Source organism: Micromonospora sp. C81 (assembly GCF_018070425.1).
In the GTDB taxonomy this organism is placed as follows: domain Bacteria; phylum Actinomycetota; class Actinomycetes; order Mycobacteriales; family Micromonosporaceae; genus Micromonospora; species Micromonospora zamorensis.
Window position 1 is genome coordinate 253415 of record NZ_JAGPXS010000003.1, and the last position, 18215, is coordinate 271629.

An 18215-nucleotide genomic window follows, 5' to 3' on the forward strand; every position below is an offset into this window, starting at 1 on the left:
AAAGCCGGACGAGCGGCGAGAGCGGAGCGGACAGATCCGGCGAGATTCTTCTGGCACAGTGTCGAATCCGAGGCGAGTCGTTCGTAGAGCAGACGAGAGGTGGCCGGAGGAGGCCGCCGGGACAAGGGGGTCATGAGGATGACGCAGTACCTGATCTCGTTCAATGACGGCGCGATGGACCACATCCCCGCCGAAGAGATGCCCGACGTGGGCAAGGCCTCGCACACGGTGGTCCAGGAGGCCGTGAACGCCGGCGTGTGGGTGTACGGCGGCGGACTCGAAAGGCAGCGGGCGAGCGTCGTGGCCACCAACGGGACGGTCACCGATGGCCCCTACCCGGAGACCAGGGAGGTCATCGGAGGGTTCTCGGTCGTCGACGTGGCCACGCGCGAGGAGGCGCTGGCGTGGGCTGCGAAGATGGCCGCCGCCTGCCGCTGCGCCCAGGACGTCCGGGAGCTCATGCCCGACCCCGAGACGGACGCCATGATCCGTGAGGCCGCGATTCGGGGGTGACTCCCGACGAGGTCTGGTCGAAGGGACCTGCCACGTGTGAGCCGCCCTTGTCATGATCCGTGCATGGATCAACAGTCGGCACCCCTCACCATGCACATCTACTGCCGGGTCGAGGTGATCGTCACCGACCCGGCGGCGGTCACCCGTCAGGCAGTCGCCGAGCTACGTGCGGCCGACATCGACTGGTCCACAGAGGAGGACGACCTGGAGGCGGCGGTCGAGGAGCTTCGATCGGACCTCGCCGCCTCCGTGTCGGACCTGGTGGACATCAGCCACCTTGTCGAAGGAATCCCGGGGGTGGAGTTTCGCGGTGGCCTCTGCTGGACCGAGCAGGGCCCGGCTCGGGACCCGTTCCGCTCGGACGAGCAGTGAGGGCTGGGACGCGCGGTGACGGCGCGGGCACGTGGTGACAAAGGTGGGCGGCATGGCCGTGCCGGACCGGGGTAGGAGGAACGGCAACAACCCCCCGGAAGCGAGGTGTCTTACCAATGCCTACGGCACGCGAGATCATGACGAACGACGTGACCTGTGTCCGCGAGCAGGACGACCTGAAGTCGGCCGCGAAGCAGATGGCGGAGCTGGGGGTCGGTTCACTGCCGATCTGCGGCGACGACAACCGGCTCAAGGGCATGCTGACCGACCGCGACATCGTGGTGAAGGTGCTGGCCGAGGGCCGCGACCCGGCCAACGTGACGGCCGGTGAGCTGGCCCAGGGCGAGGCGGTGACCATCGGCGCGGACGACGACGCGGCCGAGATCCTGCGGACCATGGGCCAGCACAAGGTACGCCGGCTGCCGGTGATCGACGGGCATGAGCTGGTTGGCATCGTGGCTGTCGCCGACGTGGCCCGTTCCCTGCCGGAGCGCCCGGTGGGCGACCTCATCGAGGCCATCTCCGAGCGCAGCTGACCGTCGCACCCTTCCTCGATCGCCGCCCCGGGTGGGCGGCGATCGCCGTGTCTGGGCTCTGCCCGATCGGCGGTCAGGAGGACAGCGCGACGGAGGCGGTCAGGAGGGCGGGGTGAGCGGGGCGGTCTCCCCGCGGGCGATGGTGCGTACCTGCTTCACCCAGCCGCGGCGGCGGGCCTCGTCGACGAAATGCGCCAGCGGCGAGCGGAACACCGGGTAGTCGTCGTAGTGGATCGGCACGGTCAGCTTCGGGCGGACCAGTTCCACCAGGTCGGCGCCCTGCTGGGCGTCCATGGTGAGCAGGATCCCGGCGACCTTGGTGCCGCCGAGATGGATGAGCATCGCGTCGATGTCCGGGTAGCGCTCGGGGATGGCGGTGAGCAGCGGCCGGTTGAGCGTGTCGCCGGTGACGTAGAGCCGGAACTCGCGCCGCCCGGAGCGCTCCACGTCGATCATCGTGCCCATGACGTCGGGCATCAGCCGGTCCAGAGCACCCGGTCCGTGCTGTCCGGGCATCGAGGTCAGCCGCAGCGTCGTACCGTCGCGGTGCAGTTCCCGGGACGACCAGGTCGGCAGGCCCTGGGCGGCCTGGAAGCCCCAGCGACGCAGCCTGCGTTCCGCCGCCGGAGTCGTGACGATGGGCAGGTCGCGGTCCAGTTCCCTGCGGGCCACCCGGTCGAAGTGGTCTCCGTGCAGGTGGGAGAGGACCACCGCGTCCAGCTCCGGGAGCTGGGCGATGCGCAGCGCCGGGTCCGTGCGTCGGCGCGACCACAAACCCTTGCCCAGGTACGCCCGTTGGCCGCGGTGCAGAAAGTTCGGGTCGGTCAACAGGGTGAACCCGCCGATCCGCAGCACCGTCGTCGCGGTACCGATGAACGTCACCTGTGGTTGCTCCGCCATCCTGCCCACCTCCTCCGGCTGCGGTACCCCGGCGAGCCCTGAGCATGCGGGTTGGTTCGGTGCTCAGCCTTCGGAGCCGCTGGCGCCGTTCCTGTCCGGTCGGGCCTGCGGCACGTGTTCCATCAGCTTGGTGAGCGCGCCGTTGGCGAAGGTGGCGCCGAGCGCCGACCCGGCCCCGATGGTCCAGCCGACCGGGCCGAGCGGGGTGCAGCCGAAGAACTGGCTCACCCCCGGCGTCTGCACCACGACGACAAGCACGCCCAGCGACGCCGCGGTGGACGCCAGCACGGCCGGGCTGGTGCCGCCGGCCAGGATGGTCTGGCCGAGCTGGGTGCCGACCAGGGAGACCAGGGCGACCGTTCCGGCTCGCTGACGGCGCCCGGTGTAGCGGGCCAACGTCCAGCCGGCGGTCGCGCCCAGCGTGGTGGCTGCCGCCCGCAGGCCGATCTCCCGGGTCAGGCTCTCGCCGAGCGCCGTGTCCGGGCCCTCCCGCAGCAGCGCGTCGGTGCGGTCCGACGCTGGTGGCCGGACGGCGATGGCCAGAGCCGGCGCCAGGTCGGTGAGCAGGTTGACCAGCAGCAGTTGTCGTCCGGTGAGCGCGGAGCGGCCGGTCGCCGCGGCGGTGAGCACACTGAACGCGATCTCGCCGAGGTTGCCGCCGACCAGGATGCTGAGGGCGTGCCGCACCGACGACCACATCGCACGTCCCTCGATCAGGGTCGCGATGATGGTCTCCAACCGGTCGTCGGTGACCACCAGGTCGGCTGCGGCGCGAGCGGCCGGGGTGCCCCGTTGGCCAAGGGCGATGCCGACGTCGGCCAGCCGGATCGCCGGGGCGTCGTTGGCGCCGTCGCCGGTCATCGCCACGGTTCGCCCGCACTTCTGCAACGCCTGGATGATCCGCACCTTGTGTGCCGGGGTGCAGCGGGCCACCACGTCGGTGTTGGCCAACCGCTCGGCGAGCGCGTCGTCGTCCAGTTGGTCGAGTTCGCCGGCGGTGACGACCCGCTGTTCGTCGTGCTCGCTGATGGTGGCGGCGATCGCCTCGGCGGTGGCGGGGTGATCGCCGGTGATCATGATGGTGTGCACGCCGGCCTGCCGGATCCGGCGTACCGCCGGGGCGGCACTCTCCCGAACCCCGTCCGCAAGGGCCAGGAAACCCACGAAGGTCAGCCCGCGAACACTGGCGTCGGTCACTTTCGGGTCGTTCACTGTGCACTCGGCGACCGCCAGGATCCGGTTGCCCGCCCCGGCCCGGTCGGCGAGCATCCGCTCCAACTCCGCGCGGCCGGCATCGTCCAGCGGCTCCTGAGTGCCGTCCGTACGTCGGGCCGAACAGCGCGGCAGCACTGTCTCCGGCGCGCCCTTGACGCTCAACAACAGTCTGCCGTCGGTCTCCCCGACGCTCGCGTGGTAGCCGCGGGACGGCTCGAACGGCAGCCCACCGGCGGCCTGCCAACCGGGGGCACCGGTCTGCTCCACCACCCCAGCCTCGCCGGCGCCCCGCCAGACGGCCCGGTCGGTCTGTAACGCCAACTCCTCCGGCTTCGTCGCGGCGGGAGTGGCCCGCAGCGCCGCAGCCAGCGTCAACTGGAGTCGGTCGTCCAGTCGGTCCACCGGCGCGTACCGGTCACCGGTGCTGTCGCCGACCCCGGCGAGCAGCAACTGGCCCTCGGTGAGGGTGCCGGTCTTGTCGAAGCAGAGCACGTCCACCCGGCCCAGCGCCTCGATGGTGCGCGGGTTGCGAACCAGGGCGCCGTGCTCGGCCAGCCGCCGGGCGGCGGCCAGCTGCGCCGCACTGACCAGGAACGGCAACCCCTCCGGCACGGACGCCACGGCGAGGTTCGCGGCGGTCGCCGCCGTCTCGGCCAGGGGTACGCCCCGAAGCAGGCCCGCGCCGGCCACCGCCACCGCCGAACCGGCGGCCAACGGGATGGCAGCCCGGGTCAACGAGCCGAGCCGGGCTTCCACCCCACTGGCGGGTGGGGCCTGCTTGACCAGGGCGAGGCTGCGTCCGGATTCGGTGTCTGGCCCGGTCGCCACCACCACGGCAGTGCCATGCCCGGCGGCGACGGTGGTGCCCTCGTACAACATGGAGTGCCGGTCGGCGATCGCGGCGGCCACCACCGGCCGGTTGGACTTGGCGACCGGCAATGACTCACCGGTCAGTGACGATTCGTCCGCCTCCAGACCCACCGCCTCCAGGACGCGACAGTCGGCGGGCACCGAGTCACCCGGCTCAAGGGCGATGACGTCACCGAGGACCAGGTCCTCGGCGGCGAGAACCTGCTCGGCCCCGTCGCGACGCACCCGTGCGGTCACCGCCGAACGGGACAGGAGTTCGGCCAGTGACCGTTCGGTGTTGCGCTCGTGGACCGCGCCGATCAGGGCGGACCCACCGACGACGCTGCCCACCAGCGCGGCGTCGACCAGCGACCCGAACGACGCGGAGAGCACCGCCCCGGCCACCAGCACCGGGGTGAGCGGGTTGGACAACTCGTCCACGAAGGCACGCAGCAGCCCTCCGCTGCCCGGCCCGGCATCGCCGTTTCCGCCGGTGCCGTGGTGTCGGCGCTGCGCATCGGCGCTGGCCAGGCCGTCCGGCGTGGTGTGCAGGTGGTCGAGCACGGTTCCGACGGGCATCAGGTGCCAGGGGGTCGTGACCGGCGCCGGGGTGTCCGACTGGTCGTGCAACCGGCGGGCCTGCCAGACCCCGTTCGCGAAGGCCAGTCCGGCCGCGCCGTTCACCGCGACGAGTGACCGGCCGGGCAGCTCGGTCGGCGGTGCCGTGAACGCGCCCAGCGCCCCGAGTCCGGTGCCGGCCATGGCCAGCCGGATGTTCTGCTGGGCCGTACGCCGAGCCACGCCGGTCGCCTCGATCACCAGGGCCACCACCCGCAGGTCGGCACCGACCAGCAGGTGCGCGCCCCACGGCGGCAGGTCCTCCGGCGGGGCGAACCCGAGACCACAGTCGGACGCGCCGAGCGCCCGGCGGTCCGCGGAAACCAGCATCACCACCGCGCCGTCGCGCTGCAACGCGCGGACCGACTCGGCCAGCTGGACCCCGCCGGGCAGCATCGCATCGGCGAAGCCGTACCGCTGCTCGTCGCCGCCCGCCACGACCAGCCGCAGACCGGCGTGGCGGGCGGCGGCCGGCAGCCCGTCGACGCCGGGTGCGGGTTCCGGCTCGACCCGCAACAGGGCGGCGAGTCGGTCACCGTGGGCGAGACCGAGCAGTTGGCCGCCGGCCGCACGCAGCCGATCCCCGTCCGGGACGTTGCCGGGGTCGTGAGCGGGCATCTGGTCCAGCGGCCCGAGACGCCAGCCGTCCGCCGTCCGGGAGGCGGCCGGATCGTCGGGGTCGAACAGCGCGAAGGCCCGCTCCGCCACCTGGTCGACGTCCGCACCGGGCACGGGTGCCAGATCGGCCAGTACGCCCCGGTCCGAGCCGAGCACCGCGGCGTCCAGCACGAGCGTGTCGATCCGGTCCAACTCCCGCAGCACGCTGCGGTCCATCGCGATCACCCCGCGCCGGGCCAGCATCCGGCCGAGTTGGGCGCCGTACCCCTCGCGTCCGCTGCCGGGCGCCTTCGGCAGGGAGGACAGGCCCAGCGCGGCGGCCCGCTTGCGCCCGGCGAAGGGCACCGCCGCCGCGCCGGCCGCCGTACCGGCGGCGAGGGCCCGGTTGATGTACCGCTCGACCGGGCCGTGCGGCTTGGGTCGGGGACGGTCGGCTATCGGCCATCGGGCGACGGCACGCTCGGGGTCACCGGTCAACCGCGGTTCGGCCTTCTCCCAGGCGGAGAACTGGGCCCGGTCCTCGCCCCACTCCACCAGCCGTTGGGCGCTGTCGAGGACGATGCCGGTCCAGCGGCCGGTCAGGCCCTGCACGACGGCCTCGGCCAGGGGAAAGAGGACCTCCGCGCGCGGGTCGGAGCGCAACGCCCTGCCGAGGAACGCGTGCAGCTTCGGTTGCAGGTCGACAGCCGACAGCACGCCGGCCACCTCACCGGGCAACGGTGCGAACGGCAGGATCCGGGTGGCCGCCCAGAGGGTCAGACCCAGCGCGTCCGAGGCGAGCGCGCCGAGGGTGCGCGGGTTGTGTGGGCCCTCCTCCGGCGGGTGCGGGGGCGGAATCTCCGGGTCGGGCTCGTGGTCGCAGGTCCGCTCGACCCGGCTGATCGTGGCGATGAGGTCACCCAGAGCCGGTTCGGGGGCCTGCACGGCCACCACCACCCGCCCGGATGGAGCGTTCACCCTGGCCCAGGCCACCCCGGGCATCCGCTCCAGCGCGCCCTCCACCTGCCGGGCGAGCTGGTCGCCGCCCTCCTGGCACACGCCGTGCACCTCGATGTGGTGCCGACCGGGACGGGACCAGACCCGACGCCGGGCGAGCCCGACCGACCGGGCCAGCCGGGTCGCGGCCGACCCGACGGTCCGGGACGCCTCGCCGACCAGGTGCGGCACGCCAAAGGACGGCAGGATGCGGCCGGCAGCGCGGCCTGCCGCCGTCATCGAGGCGTACGGCTGGACGGGCGCCGGCCCGGCTCCCTGTTGCTGCTGGTCCTGACCTTGGCCATCTCGTCCTCCCACCGCCTCACGTCCGGCGGCCTGGCTTCCCGACCTGCCGTCCGTTATGCCCTTCGAGTGGTGGAACTTTCCGCCCTCGCCGAAGCATGGACGGGTTGGGCGGTGGAATCCGACGACCATCACCGGACACGGGGAGGCCGGAATGAGCATGCTGACGCGACACCTCAACGGTTCGCAGGAGAACGTGCAGATGTACAGCCGGCGGATGGACCTACCGATGCTGGGCGAGGTGGCCCTGCCGCCACCCGACAAGGTCATCTACTACGCCGGGATCGGCGTGCTCGCCGCGCTGCAGGTCATCGAGTGGCCGATCGCTCTGGTGGTCACCGCCGGTCACCTGCTGGCAGACCAGCATTTTTCCGGACTGGCGCGCGGGGTCGGGAGGGCACTGCAGGACGCCTGACGAGAGCCGGGTCACCGGCGATTGACATGAATCCGGGTTGAGGTCCCATGCTCGGTCCATGCCGAGCACAGTCGCCCCCGCCATACCCGCCGCAGCGGGACTGTTCGCACCCCGGCTGCGAGCGATGACGGTGGGCAGCGTCGCGTTGATCTCGTTGCTCGCCTTCGAGGCGCTGGCGGTCGGTACGGCGATGCCGACCGTCGCCCGCAGCCTGGACGGGCTCGCGCTGTACGGGATCGCGTTCGGTGGTCCGTTCGCCACGGGTGTGCTGGCCATGGTGGTTTCGGGCATCTGGTGCGACGCCCGAGGCCCTCGGGGGCCGATGTGGCACGGCGTCGCGTGGTTCGTCGTCGGGCTGCTGATCGCCGGGACCGCGCCCGTGATGAGTGCGCTGGTCGTCGGGCGGGCGGTGCAGGGTTTCGGCTCAGGGTTGCTCTCGGTGGCGCTCTACGTGATCGTCGGGCAGGCGTACCCGCAGGATCTGCACCGGCGGATCTTCGCGGCGTTCGCGGCGGCGTGGGTCGTACCGTCGCTGGTCGGGCCGGCGATCGCCGGTCTGATCGTGCAGTACCTGGGCTGGCGGTGGGTCTTCCTGGCGGTCCCGGCGGTGGCCGTGCCGGCGGTGTTGCTGATCCATCCGGGCCTACGGTCGCTGGGCCGGAGTGTGGCGAGCAGCCCGGCGGCCGGTGCGGCGGCACGGATCGGTTGGGCGTGCGGGGCGGCGGTGAGCGCCGCACTGCTGCACATCGGGGGACAGCAGCGTGGCGTCACCGCCCTGGTGCTGATCGCGGCCGCAGTGGTCGGCCTGCTGGTCTGCGCTCCCCGCCTGCTGCCAGCCGGGTTCCTCCGGGCGGCCCGAGGGCTGCCCACCGTCGTCGGGCTGCGCGGGCTGGCGTCGGCGGCGTTCGTCGGCGCCGAGGTCGTCATCCCGTTGATGCTCTCCCGGGAGCGGGGCCTCTCGCCGACCGCGGCCGGGCTGGTCCTGACGGTCGGCGCGCTGGCGTGGTCGGTGGGCTCCTGGTTGCAGGGCCGGATCCCGGTGCCGGCCTCCCGGGCCAGCCTGCCGCGTGCCGGGCTGACCTGCATCACGGTCGGCACCGCCACGGTGGCGCTGGCCGTCCTACCCGAGTTGCCGATCATGGTCGCCGTGCTCGGCTGGGCGGTCGCCGGCCTCGGCATGGGGCTGCTCTACCCGTCGTTGTCGGTGCTCACCCTGGAGCTGTCCGCCCCCGGTGAGCAGGGCCGCAACAGCTCGTCGCTGCAACTGGGCGACAACCTCTTCGCGGCGACAGTGCTGGCGCTCACCGGGGCGGTGCTGGCGGCGGGAAGCGCACCTGGCCCGGCCAGTTACACGCTGACCCTGGTGGTGGCCTCCGGCTTGGCGCTGCTCGGGGCGCTGCTGGCCGGCCGTGTCGTGACGGGCGGGAGCGTACGGCCGGTCGGGTGATCGGGATTCCGCAGCCTCCGAGCCGGTTCGCCGGGGAGGATGGCGGCGATGAACTTCCTGACCGTCCTGCCGCTCGCCGTGGTGATGGTCGCCGGGACCCAACTGGTCGTTGCGGTCTTCCTCGCCTCGTCGGACCGGCCCCGGGCAGCGTCGCTGGGCTTCCTCTCCGGTGCCGGGCTGGTGGTCGCGGCCGGAGTGACAGTGGGCTGGCTGCTGACCCGTTGGGTGGGCGGACTGGCCGCCGACGCCAGTGCCGTGGCCGGCAGGGTCGATCGCGGTCCCGTCATCGATCTGGTGGTCCTCGCCCTGCTGGTCAGTCTGGCCGTGCTGGTGTGGGTACGGCGGAACCGGGCCGGGCCACCGAGATGGCTGGGGAGCATCGAGCGTGCCGACCCGCGTCGGGCCCTGCGGCTGGGCGCGTTGCTCTTCGTGGTGACGCCCACCGACGACCTCACCATGGCCGCCGTCGGGGCGAGCGTGGCCCGGCACGACCTGCCGTGGTGGCATCTGGTGCCGTTCGTGCTGCTCACCGTGCTCCTGCTCGCCCTGCCCCTGCTGGCGTTGCTGCTGCTCGGGGACAAGGCGGCGCGGGCGCTGACCCGGATGCGGGAATGGGCCGAGCGGCACGCCTGGATCGTCAACGAGATCGTGATCGCGTTCTTCGCGCTGCTGACCGTGCTGGACCTGATCCGTTCGGGATGAGTCGTCGCACACCGGGCGGGCGCACCTGGCCCCCGACCACCTCGCTGACACGTACGGGGGAACCGGGCGGAGATGAGAGCAACAACGGTTCACGTTCGTCTTACGGTGACGCCATGTTCGCTGTCGTCACCACGGTGATCCTCTACGTCTTCGGCTTCGTCTTCCTCTACGGCGTGATCCGGCTGGGTGTCCGCCACGCGTTGGAGGACCTGGAGTTGCAACGGGCCAAGGCCCACCGCGAGGAGGAGTTGGCGGCCGCCCGCGACCGCTCCTTCATGCGCGACAACGCCTTCCTCTCCGGCAGTTGAGCACCGGTTCGGTCCGGCCCAGGCCGGCGGTGTCCCGGGACGGCCCGGGAGCCGCCGGGCGGTTCGGCATGCCGGATGCGAGGATCGCACCCGTGATGGGAACGCTGAAGACCGAACCGGCCCGCGCCCGCCTCGACCTGCTCGCCCCGCCGGTGGCGGAGGCCATCGCGCAGTGGCCCGCCGACGCGCCAGTGGACGTCAACGATGTGCTGGTCGCGCCGATCGACGCCGAACTCGCCGACACCGCAGCGTTCTGCGCGGCGTACGAGGTGGGGTTGGACGTGTCGGCCAACTGCGTCGTGGTGGCTGGCAAGCGTGAGGGTGTGGTGCGCTACGCGGCCTGCATCGTCCTGGCGACCACCCGGGCCGACGTCAACGGGGTGGCCCGCCGCACGTTGGACGTGCGCAAGGCGAGCTTTGCACCGATGGAGGACGCGGTCGAGCTGACCGGCATGGAGTACGGCGGCATCACTCCGATCGGGCTGCCGGCGCAGTGGCCCATCCTGGTGGACGCGCGGGTGATCGCCACGCCGCACGTGATCATCGGGTCCGGCGTACGGCACAGCAAGATCGCACTGCCGGGGCCGGCGTTGGGCGCGCTGCCCGGTGCGCAGGTGGTGGAAGGGCTGGCCAGGCCGGCCTGAGCAGGCACCGGCATCGATGTTGTTGCACGTGAAACATCGTGATCATCAATGCCGGGCGCTCCGGTGGCTCAGTGTGCCGCAGCCTCGCGCTGCTCGACCTCGCTGAGAGCGGCGAGCAGTGTCTGCACCTCCTGTGCGCCGGAGACCGCGTATTTTCCGGCCAGGACGAAGGTCGGCACGCTGGTGATGCCGAGGTCCTGAGCTGCGGCCAACTCGGCGGCGATGTCGGTGACGCGCTCGTCGGAGTCGAGGAAGCGGCGGACGTCGACCGCGTCCAGGCCGATCCCACCGGCCACCGCGGCCAGCGCCTCCCGGGAGCCGACGTCGACACCCTCGTTGAAGTGCGCCTGGTAGAGGGCCTCCACCATCTCGGCCGCCCGACCGTGGTCAGTGGCGTAGGAGACCAGCCGGTGCGCGTCGAAGGTGTTGGCGATCACCGCACGGTCGTAGTCCAGTCGGAGCCCGTCAGCCGCCGCGACCTGGGTCACGTGCGCGACCATCTGCTGGGCGCGCTCCGGGCCGCCGAACTTGCCGGCCAGCGCCTGCACCAGCGGGAGCGGCTGGGGCACCGGTGACGGGTCGAGCTGGAACGGTCGGTAGCGGACCGTCACCTCGCCCTCGTAACGGGCGAGGGCCTCATCCAGGCGGCGCTTGCCGATGTAGCACCACGGGCAGATGACGTCCGCGTAGATCTCGATCTCCATGATCGGTGGCAACCTCACGGTCAGCCGAGTTGTTCCCGCACCTGACGCTTGAGCCGGCCCAGGATCGCCGTGCCGCCGCGGATCCGCAGCGGGCTGATCGCCTGCGCCAGGCCCATCCGCTGGTAGAGGTCGTCCGGCACGTCCAGCACCTGCTCGGCGCTCGCGCCCGCCAGCCCTTCGGCGAGGATCCCGGCGAACGCCCGGGTGGTCGGCGCCTCCGGCGGGCAGTCGAAGACCGTCTCCACGGTGCCCTCGGGGGTCACCTTGGCGCGCAGGAAGAACGACGTCTGACACTCCGGCACCTGCTCCATGCCCTCGCGTGCGGCGGCGCCCTCCGGCAGCACCGGAATGACGTCGGCGTACTCCAGGAGCATCTCCAGCACCAGGTCGCGCGGGGCGGCAGCGAACTCGTCGACGATCTCGGCCAGTCGGGCCGGCATGTCAGCCATGCGTCGAGGCTACCGCCGGTCAGTTGCGAACAGGCCGGCGGCGCATTGCTGCGCCTGGCCGGCCTGTTCGTCACACCGTTGGCGACTGCTCGCTGATCTCGCTGAGAGCGCTGGTGGGGTCGAGCTGCATGGCCAGGTCGCCGAGCGAGACGATCCCGACCAGCTTGCGATCACTGTCACAGACCAGCACACGCCGAATGCCCCGGTCGCGCATGAGCGCGGCCGCCTCACCCGCCGTGCAGTGCTGCTCGATCATGACCACCTCGCGGGTGACGATCGAGCCGATGGTGGTGGCCGCGGGGGAGCTGTTCTCCGCCACTGCCCGCACCACGATGTCCCGGTCGGTGAGCATGCCGGCGAGGCTGGCGCCATCGGTGACCACCACGTCGCCGATGTCCGCCTCCTTCATCACCCTGGCCGCTTCGTCCAGTGTGGTTTCGGCCGGCAGGTACACGACCTGTCTGGTCATCACGTCACTGACCCGGTAACCGGTCATGAGAGCCCTCCGAAGACGTATCCACCCGATCCAACTGCACTACCCCGTGACGCGACAGCTACACCAGGCTCGCACGTTCCTGGCGTACCTCATGGACGAGCTGCTCCACCAGACCCTTCAACGGCAGCTCGGTGCGCCCGTCGCCGGCCCGCTCGCGCAGCTCGACGTACCCGTCGGCGAGTCGGCGGCCGACCACGACGGCCCGGGGGATGCCGATGAGCTCGGCGTCGGTGAACTTCACCCCGGCCGAGACGTGCGTGCGGTCGTCGACCAGCACCCGCAGGCCGGCTGCGGCGAGGCGCTCGCCGAGTGCCAGCGCCGCGTCGAGCTGCGGGCCCTTGCCCGCAACCACCAGGTGTACGTCGCACGGCGCGATCGCCGCCGGCCAGACCAGCCCCCGGTCGTCGTGGTGCTGCTCGGCGATCGCCGCGACCGCCCTGGAGACCCCGATGCCGTAGCAGCCCATGGTCGGCCGGACCGGTTTGCCGGCCGGACCGAGCACGTCGACCGCGAAGGCGTCGGTGAACCGGCGGCCGAGCTGGAAGATGTGCCCGATCTCGATGCCCCGCCGGATGGTCAGCTCCCCCGCGTCGCAGTCCGGGCAGGGGTCGCCGGCGCGCACCTCGGCCGCCTCGATCGTGCCGTCGGGCGTGAAGTCCCGACCGCAGACCACGTCGGTCGCGTGACGGCCCAGCTCGTTCGCCCCGGTCAACCAGGCAGACCCGGTCACCACCCGCGGATCGACCAGGAGACGGATGCCCAGCTTGTCGAGCAGTTGCGGCCCGATGTACCCGCGTACCAGCTCGGGATGGTCGGCCCACTCCTCGAAGACGGCCACCTGGGCCGGGTGCAGGGCGGCACCGACCCGCTTGAGGTCGACCTCCCGGTCACCCGGCAACCCGATCACCAGAGGTTCGGAGCGCTCGGCGCCCGGCTGGCGGACGGAGAGCACGACGTTCTTCAGTGTGTCGGCGGCGGTCCAGTCGTCCCGACCGCCCAACCTGCGGGTGTTGGCCAGCTCCACGAGGCTGGCGATCGTCGGGGTCTCCGGTGTGTCGTGCACCTCGACGGCCGGCTGCGCGCCCGGGTCGGCGGCGGCCGGTGCCCGGGTCACCACCGCCTCGGTGTTGGCCGCGTAGTCGCAGGCGGTGCAACCGACGTAGGTGTCCTCGCCGACCGGTGTCGCTGCCAGGAACTCCTCCGACGCGGAGCCGCCCATCGCCCCGGACATCGCGTGCACCACCGTGTAGTCCAGGCCCAACCGGTCGAAGATCCGCCGGTACGCCGCGCGATGCCGTGCGTACGCGTCCCGCAGCCCCGCATCGTCCAGGTCGAAGGAGTACGCGTCCTTCATCAGGAACTCCCGGCCGCGCAACAGACCGGCCCGGGGCCGCGCCTCGTCGCGGAACTTCGTCTGCACCTGGAAAAGCGTCACCGGGAAGTCCCGGTACGAGGTGAACAGGTCCTTGACCAGCAGCGCCGCCATCTCCTCGTGGGTGGGCGCCAACAGGTGCTCGGCACCGCGCCGGTCGGCGAGGGTGAAGATGTCGTCGCCGTACTCCGCCCAGCGGCCGCTCGTCCGATAGGGATCGGCCGGCAGCAACGCTGGGAAGTGCACCTCCTGGTCGCCGATCGCGAACAACTCGCCCCGCACCACGTCGGTGATCCGATCCAGCACCAGCTTGCCCAACGGCAGCCAGGTGTAGCCGCCCGGTGCGGCGCGACGGATGTAACCGGCTCGCAGGAGGAGCCGGTGGCTCGGCACCTCCGCGTCGGCCGGATCCTCGCGCAGGGTCCGCAGCAACAGGGTCGACATGCGTAGCAGCATGCGCGCAGCGTAGAGCCGTGCCGAGCGCCCAAGCGACCCAATTCGTCCGGTGCGTCGCGGGCCGTTGCCCGGAATCCCGGAAACGGCCTGTCCGTCCGGCAACCGTCCGGAGAGGCATCACGTCTCTCACGCACCACCACCCAAAGAAGTGGCCTGTGGACCCTGCTGAGTCTCGGGTCAGACCGCAGGGATTGGCCGATGGAGGTGTCGCGCGGTTGTCCATGACCTCCGCCACGTCGCCCGTTCGGGGCACTTGCCGCCGCGCCTCCGGTGACAGACTGGTCGCCGCAGGCAACGAACGGCGTAAGGGGAACGCGGGTGGGCTGGCGCAGTTTTGTCGCGGTCGGGGACAGTTTCACCGAGGGCATGGATGACGCGTACCCGGACGGCACCTACCGGGGTTGGGCGGACCTGGTGGCGACCCGGCTCGCCGCCGACGCGGGGCCCGACTTCCGGTACGCGAACCTGGCCATCCGCGGCCGGCTCTTCCCCAGCGTGGTCGCCGAGCAGGTGCCCTCAGCGGTGGCGATGAAGCCGGATCTGATCAGCTTCGCGGCCGGCGGCAACGACGTGCTGCGCCGCAGCTTCGACCCGCACACGCTGGTGGCCCGCTTCGACGAGGTGGTCCGGCAACTGCGTTCCGGCGGCGCGGACGTGCTGCTCTTCCGGTTCGCCGACGTGATGGCCCGACTGCCCGGCCAGCGCCTCGTCGCCCCTCGGGTGCAGTTGCTCAACCAGGCGGTCGGCGAGACCGCCGAGCGGCACGGCGCGATCATGGTCGACCTGTACGCCGACGACACCTTCCTCAACCCGATGCTCTGGAGCACCGACCGGTTGCACCTCTCCCCGGCCGGCCACCGGCGGGTCGCCGGGCAGGTGTTGAACGCGCTCGGGGTCGGTTGCGACGAGGAGTGGCTGATGGTCCCGCCGCACCCGGCCCCGTCGCCGTGGCTGGCCGCCCGTGCCGCCGACCTGCGGTGGGCCGGTCAGCACCTCGCCCCGTGGGTGCGGCGGCGGCTGACCGGTCGGTCGTCCGGTGACACGGTGACGGCGAAGCGCCCGCTGCTCGGGCCGATCGTCGACTGAGCGTGCTCACCCTTCACACCGCGCCGCTGCTGTGGCGCGACCGGGTCGGCGAGGCGCTGCCGGAGCACGCGGTCCTGGTGGGCGGCGACCGGATCGAGGCCGTCGGACCGTTGGTCGAGCTGAGTGGGGCGTACCCGGGTGTTCGGGTCCGCCGATGGCCCGGCACCCTGGGGCCGGGTCTGCTGCACGACGGCCCGCTGCCGGCGGCACCCACCCCACGCGAGCGGGTGCACGCGCTGCTGCGCAACGGAGTGACGGCGGTGTTGGCCGAGCACCTGACCGACCCGCTGCTGCGGGCTGCCGTCGACAGGAGTGACCTGCTGGTGCTGCCCGCCGCGGTGTCGGCGGTGCTGCTTCCGGGCGGGCGCGCCGACCTTGCGGTCCACGGTGTCGACGGTGTCTGTCTGGTGACCGTGGTCGCCGGGCGAATCGTCCACCGCCGCGCCTGAACGGCACTGTCAACGTTCCCCGCACCACATCTGTGCCCCCCGATCCTCGATGGCGGGCCGTCCGGTCGTGTCGCGGCGTAGTTTGGGGATCATGTCTGTGCCGAGCGATCCTGATCCCCGCCTCCAGTCGTACGCGGACCCGCAACGGCTGGTCACCACCGAGTGGCTGGCCGAGCACCTGGGCGACGAGGGCCTCGTCGTTGTCGAGTCCGACGAGGACGTGCTGCTCTACGAATCCGGCCACATCCCCGGTGCCGTGAAGGTCGACTGGCACCTGGAGCTGAACGACCAGGTGACCCGGGACTACCTGGACGCGAAGAGCTTCGCCGAGCTGTGCGCCGCGAAGGGCATCGGCCGGGGCGACACCGTCGTCTTCTACGGCGACAACTTCAACTGGTGGGCCGCGTACGCCCTCTGGGTGTTCTCGCTCTTCGGCCACGCCGACGTGCGACTGCTCGACGGCGGCCGGCAGAAGTGGATCGCCGAGGGCCGCGAGGTGACCCGCGACAAGCCGGCTCGCCCTCGCGCCGACTACCCGGTGCCGCAGCGGGACGACGCGCCGCTTCGCGCCTACCGTGAGCAGGTCATGGCGCACATCGCCGCCGGTCGGCCGCTGGTCGACGTCCGGTCGCCGAGTGAATACACCGGCGAGACGCTGCACATGCCGGACTACCCGCAGGAGGGCGCGCTGCGTGGCGGGCACATCCCGGGTGCGGTCAGCAAGCCGTGGAAGTCCGCCGCCAACGAGGACGGCACCTTCAAGTCCGCCGACGAGCTGAAGGCGATCTACGCCGACCAGCTCGGGCTGAGCCCCGACGACGACGTGATCGCGTACTGCCGGATCGGTGAGCGGTCCAGCCACACCTGGTTCGTCCTGCGGCACCTCCTGGGCTATCCGCAGGTGCGCAACTACGACGGCTCGTGGACCGAGTGGGGCAACCTGGTCCGGGCGCCTGTCGTCAAGGGCGATCAGCCCGGCGGCCTCGCCGCCTGACCAAGCTGGCCAGCCCTGTCCCCGCGCGACCACCCGGCCGCGCGGGGACGAGGGCTCAGCCGGCCAGTGCCACCATGCCGGTCAGGTCGCGGACCACGCCGGTGACCTCGCCGGTCTCCGGGTGCCAACGCACCAGGCCGCCCGGTTGCAGGCGGAGCAGGACGGCACCCCGGTTGTCCCAGCCCAGCACCTCGCAGCAACCCTTCCACCGGTCGCGGCCGAGGTCGAGCATGTGGGCCACCGCACCGGTCCGGGCATCCAGCACGGCCACCCCCTCGGCACCGTCCATCTCGCTGTTGGTGATCCACGCCGAGCGGGCCAGGCGTTCGCCGTGCAGCCAGCCCCGGCCGTAGAACTCGTTGACCTGGTACGGCACCGGTAGCGGGCCGCCGGTGACCTTCTGTTCGGAACGAACAGTGCCCTCGCGGGCGGTACGGCTGCGCAGGGTCAGGTTGTCCCGCATGCCGCTCACCTCGACGAGCGCCGCCTCGCGACCGGCCGCCGGGTCGGGCGCGACCAGGTCCCAGAGCGAGACGTCGAGCTGGCTGGCCGCGCCGGAGGCCCGGTCCACCGCGTACGTCCGGCCGTCGCCGCCGACCAGCACCCGGTCGCCCGCCCAGACCACCATTTCCAGGTAGCCCTCGAGGGGGATGCGGCGCACGGTCGCCGTGGTGAGGTCGACCATGATCAGCTCATTGGTCTGCGCGAACGCGGCCGACCGGCCGTCCGGCGAGAGCACTCCCGCCTTCAGGGCGGGTGCCTGGTTGCCGCCCGAGTCCCGGGTGGGGGCCGGGGTCACCACGTCGAGACTGCGCACCACACCGTCGTCCCCGAGCACCCGGACTGGACCGTCCGCACGGTATTCCTCGCTGTCCAACGGCTGGAACAGCGCCAGCGCCCGTTGGACCGGTCGGGCGGAGAGGGGCACTGCCGCCGGGTCACCGAGTCGGGCCAGCGGATCAGGCGGGAAGGTCAGCTCGCCGGGGGCGCGCACCACCGGCCCAGCGTGGTTGGGCACGACGGTCGGCGCCACCGAGTGGTCCGGCGGTGGGTTGGCGGGCGGTCGCAGGGCAGCGACAGTGCCGCCACCGATCAGCACCACGGCCACTGCCACCGCGCCGACGGCCCGGCGGGTACGCCGAGTGCGCCGGGCCCGTTCCCAGCCGGTGACCGCGGGGTGGCTGGGCCGGACGTCCTCGACGCTGACTGTCAGCAGTTGACGCAGGTCCTGCTCGTTCACGGGTTCACCTCCAGGCCGTTGGCCAGGTCGGCGGGGCGCTGGCTCGGTCGGGCATCCCGGGCCAGGTCCGGAGCGACCTCGCGGAGTCGGCGCAGCGCCGCGTGACACTGGCTCTTCACCGTGCCGACGGTCACCCCGAGCGCCTCGGCGGTGGCGACCTCGGTCAGATCCTCGTAGTAGCGCAGCACCAGCACGGCCCGCTGCCGTGGTGGCAGCAGGCCCAACGCGTCGTGCAGTGTCAGCCGCAACGCGCCGTCCCGGTCGTGGGCCACCTGCTCGGGAGGTGTGGCGCTGAGCCATTCCCGCCGTCGGCGACGCCACCACGACACCGCATCGCGGTAGAGGATGGCCCGCACGTACGCGGAGGGGTCGCCGTCACGGACCGAGGACCAGCGCAGCGCGAGCTTCAGCAGGGCGTCCTGGAGCAGGTCTTCGGCCTGGTGCCGGTTGCCGCAGATCAGGTAGGCCGCGCGCAGCAGCCGGTGTTGGTGGCTCTCCACGAAGGCGAGGTAGCCGTCGCGTCCGTCGCTTCTCGTGGCTGCCATCCGCCCCCC

19 protein-coding genes are annotated in these 18215 nt (G+C 72.0%); 11 read left to right on the forward strand and 8 right to left on the reverse strand.

Annotated features, from left to right (window positions below):
• Positions 1–138 precede the first annotated feature (138 nt).
• The 3 genes from KBX46_RS07365 (at position 139) to KBX46_RS07375 (ending at position 1421) form a co-directional block, all read left to right on the forward strand.
• On the forward strand, positions 139–513 hold the full coding sequence (locus KBX46_RS07365; protein ID WP_210791805.1) for a YciI family protein: 375 nt from the start codon (positions 139–141) through the stop codon (positions 511–513).
• Positions 514–576: 63 nt separating this feature from the next.
• On the forward strand, positions 577–885 hold the full coding sequence (locus tag KBX46_RS07370) for a hypothetical protein (RefSeq protein ID WP_247667103.1): 309 nt from the start codon (positions 577–579) through the stop codon (positions 883–885).
• Positions 886–1001: 116 nt separating this feature from the next.
• A complete protein-coding gene (locus KBX46_RS07375) occupies positions 1002–1421 on the forward strand; it encodes a CBS domain-containing protein (RefSeq protein ID WP_141911976.1) in 420 nt (139 codons plus the stop codon).
• Between the two features lie 99 nt (positions 1422–1520).
• On the opposite strand, the gene KBX46_RS07380 is transcribed toward KBX46_RS07375, so the two are convergent.
• Together KBX46_RS07380 and KBX46_RS07385 are read right to left on the reverse strand one after the other, a co-directional pair.
• Positions 1521–2321 (reverse strand): MBL fold metallo-hydrolase, encoded by an 801-nt coding sequence (locus KBX46_RS07380; protein WP_210791807.1) that lies wholly within the window; start codon positions 2319–2321, stop codon positions 1521–1523.
• 63 nt (positions 2322–2384) lie between these two features.
• Positions 2385–6836, reverse strand: a complete 4452-nt coding sequence (locus KBX46_RS07385; protein ID WP_210792035.1) for a cation-translocating P-type ATPase — start codon at positions 6834–6836, stop codon at positions 2385–2387.
• A 217-nt stretch (positions 6837–7053) separates the two neighbouring features.
• On the opposite strand from KBX46_RS07385, the gene KBX46_RS07390 reads away from it, so the two are divergent.
• From KBX46_RS07390 to KBX46_RS07410, 5 genes are all read left to right on the forward strand, one after another.
• Positions 7054–7314 carry a hypothetical protein gene (locus KBX46_RS07390; RefSeq protein WP_088950815.1) on the forward strand — a complete coding sequence of 87 codons (261 nt, stop codon included), beginning with the start codon at positions 7054–7056 and terminating at the stop codon, positions 7312–7314.
• Between the two features lie 58 nt (positions 7315–7372).
• Positions 7373–8761 (forward strand): MFS transporter, encoded by a 1389-nt coding sequence (locus KBX46_RS07395; protein ID WP_210791809.1) that lies wholly within the window; start codon positions 7373–7375, stop codon positions 8759–8761.
• A 48-nt stretch (positions 8762–8809) separates the two neighbouring features.
• Positions 8810–9463: a GAP family protein gene (locus KBX46_RS07400; RefSeq protein ID WP_210791811.1), complete on the forward strand. Its 654-nt coding sequence runs from the start codon at positions 8810–8812 to the stop codon at positions 9461–9463.
• 113 nt (positions 9464–9576) lie between these two features.
• On the forward strand, positions 9577–9771 hold the full coding sequence (locus KBX46_RS07405) for a hypothetical protein (RefSeq protein WP_088950818.1): 195 nt from the start codon (positions 9577–9579) through the stop codon (positions 9769–9771).
• A gap of 95 nt (positions 9772–9866) precedes the next feature.
• Positions 9867–10415, forward strand: a complete 549-nt coding sequence (locus KBX46_RS07410; RefSeq protein ID WP_141911982.1) for a YbaK/EbsC family protein — start codon at positions 9867–9869, stop codon at positions 10413–10415.
• A gap of 68 nt (positions 10416–10483) precedes the next feature.
• On the opposite strand, the gene KBX46_RS07415 is transcribed toward KBX46_RS07410, so the two are convergent.
• From KBX46_RS07415 to KBX46_RS07430, 4 genes are all read right to left on the reverse strand, one after another.
• The gene (locus KBX46_RS07415) at positions 10484–11119 is read right to left on the reverse strand and encodes a DsbA family protein (protein ID WP_210791813.1); all 636 of its coding nucleotides are present in this window, start codon (positions 11117–11119) and stop codon (positions 10484–10486) included.
• A gap of 20 nt (positions 11120–11139) precedes the next feature.
• On the reverse strand, positions 11140–11568 hold the full coding sequence (locus KBX46_RS07420; protein ID WP_210791815.1) for a SufE family protein: 429 nt from the start codon (positions 11566–11568) through the stop codon (positions 11140–11142).
• 70 nt (positions 11569–11638) lie between these two features.
• The gene (locus tag KBX46_RS07425) at positions 11639–12064 is read right to left on the reverse strand and encodes a CBS domain-containing protein (protein WP_099849526.1); all 426 of its coding nucleotides are present in this window, start codon (positions 12062–12064) and stop codon (positions 11639–11641) included.
• Positions 12065–12122: 58 nt separating this feature from the next.
• Complete coding sequence (locus tag KBX46_RS07430; RefSeq protein ID WP_210791816.1) at positions 12123–13892, reverse strand: proline--tRNA ligase; 1770 nt, start codon at positions 13890–13892, stop codon at positions 12123–12125.
• Between the two features lie 318 nt (positions 13893–14210).
• On the opposite strand from KBX46_RS07430, the gene KBX46_RS07435 reads away from it, so the two are divergent.
• From KBX46_RS07435 to KBX46_RS07445, 3 genes are all read left to right on the forward strand, one after another.
• Positions 14211–14978 carry an SGNH/GDSL hydrolase family protein gene (locus KBX46_RS07435; RefSeq protein WP_088950823.1) on the forward strand — a complete coding sequence of 256 codons (768 nt, stop codon included), beginning with the start codon at positions 14211–14213 and terminating at the stop codon, positions 14976–14978.
• Between the two features lie 2 nt (positions 14979–14980).
• Positions 14981–15427, forward strand: coding sequence for a hypothetical protein (locus KBX46_RS07440; protein WP_210791818.1), 447 nt, complete (start codon positions 14981–14983; stop codon positions 15425–15427).
• A gap of 91 nt (positions 15428–15518) precedes the next feature.
• Positions 15519–16421 (forward strand): sulfurtransferase, encoded by a 903-nt coding sequence (locus KBX46_RS07445; protein WP_141911990.1) that lies wholly within the window; start codon positions 15519–15521, stop codon positions 16419–16421.
• A gap of 55 nt (positions 16422–16476) precedes the next feature.
• On the opposite strand, the gene KBX46_RS07450 is transcribed toward KBX46_RS07445, so the two are convergent.
• On the reverse strand, positions 16477–17661 hold the full coding sequence (locus tag KBX46_RS07450) for a hypothetical protein (RefSeq protein WP_210791820.1): 1185 nt from the start codon (positions 17659–17661) through the stop codon (positions 16477–16479).
• On the reverse strand, positions 17658–18206 hold the full coding sequence (locus KBX46_RS07455; protein WP_088950827.1) for a SigE family RNA polymerase sigma factor: 549 nt from the start codon (positions 18204–18206) through the stop codon (positions 17658–17660). Before KBX46_RS07455 ends, KBX46_RS07450 begins: the two co-directional genes overlap by 4 nt.
• Positions 18207–18215 lie beyond the last annotated feature (9 nt).

What these genes read in the sequence shown, in the direction of transcription:
- KBX46_RS07365 (WP_210791805.1), top strand. Translation starts at nt 139, where the DNA reads ATGACGCAGTACCTGATCTCGTTCAATGACGGCGCGATGGACCACATC.
- KBX46_RS07370 (WP_247667103.1), top strand. Translation starts at nt 577, where the DNA reads ATGGATCAACAGTCGGCACCCCTCACCATGCACATCTACTGCCGGGTC.
- KBX46_RS07375 (WP_141911976.1), top strand. Translation starts at nt 1,002, where the DNA reads ATGCCTACGGCACGCGAGATCATGACGAACGACGTGACCTGTGTCCGC.
- KBX46_RS07380 (WP_210791807.1), bottom strand. Translation starts at nt 2,321, where the DNA reads ATGGCGGAGCAACCACAGGTGACGTTCATCGGTACCGCGACGACGGTG.
- KBX46_RS07385 (WP_210792035.1), bottom strand. Translation starts at nt 6,836, where the DNA reads ATGACGGCGGCAGGCCGCGCTGCCGGCCGCATCCTGCCGTCCTTTGGC.
- KBX46_RS07390 (WP_088950815.1), top strand. Translation starts at nt 7,054, where the DNA reads ATGAGCATGCTGACGCGACACCTCAACGGTTCGCAGGAGAACGTGCAG.
- KBX46_RS07395 (WP_210791809.1), top strand. Translation starts at nt 7,373, where the DNA reads ATGCCGAGCACAGTCGCCCCCGCCATACCCGCCGCAGCGGGACTGTTC.
- KBX46_RS07400 (WP_210791811.1), top strand. Translation starts at nt 8,810, where the DNA reads ATGAACTTCCTGACCGTCCTGCCGCTCGCCGTGGTGATGGTCGCCGGG.
- KBX46_RS07405 (WP_088950818.1), top strand. Translation starts at nt 9,577, where the DNA reads ATGTTCGCTGTCGTCACCACGGTGATCCTCTACGTCTTCGGCTTCGTC.
- KBX46_RS07410 (WP_141911982.1), top strand. Translation starts at nt 9,867, where the DNA reads ATGGGAACGCTGAAGACCGAACCGGCCCGCGCCCGCCTCGACCTGCTC.
- KBX46_RS07415 (WP_210791813.1), bottom strand. Translation starts at nt 11,119, where the DNA reads ATGGAGATCGAGATCTACGCGGACGTCATCTGCCCGTGGTGCTACATC.
- KBX46_RS07420 (WP_210791815.1), bottom strand. Translation starts at nt 11,568, where the DNA reads ATGGCTGACATGCCGGCCCGACTGGCCGAGATCGTCGACGAGTTCGCT.
- KBX46_RS07425 (WP_099849526.1), bottom strand. Translation starts at nt 12,064, where the DNA reads ATGACCGGTTACCGGGTCAGTGACGTGATGACCAGACAGGTCGTGTAC.
- KBX46_RS07430 (WP_210791816.1), bottom strand. Translation starts at nt 13,892, where the DNA reads ATGCTGCTACGCATGTCGACCCTGTTGCTGCGGACCCTGCGCGAGGAT.
- KBX46_RS07445 (WP_141911990.1), top strand. Translation starts at nt 15,519, where the DNA reads ATGTCTGTGCCGAGCGATCCTGATCCCCGCCTCCAGTCGTACGCGGAC.
- KBX46_RS07455 (WP_088950827.1), bottom strand. Translation starts at nt 18,206, where the DNA reads ATGGCAGCCACGAGAAGCGACGGACGCGACGGCTACCTCGCCTTCGTG.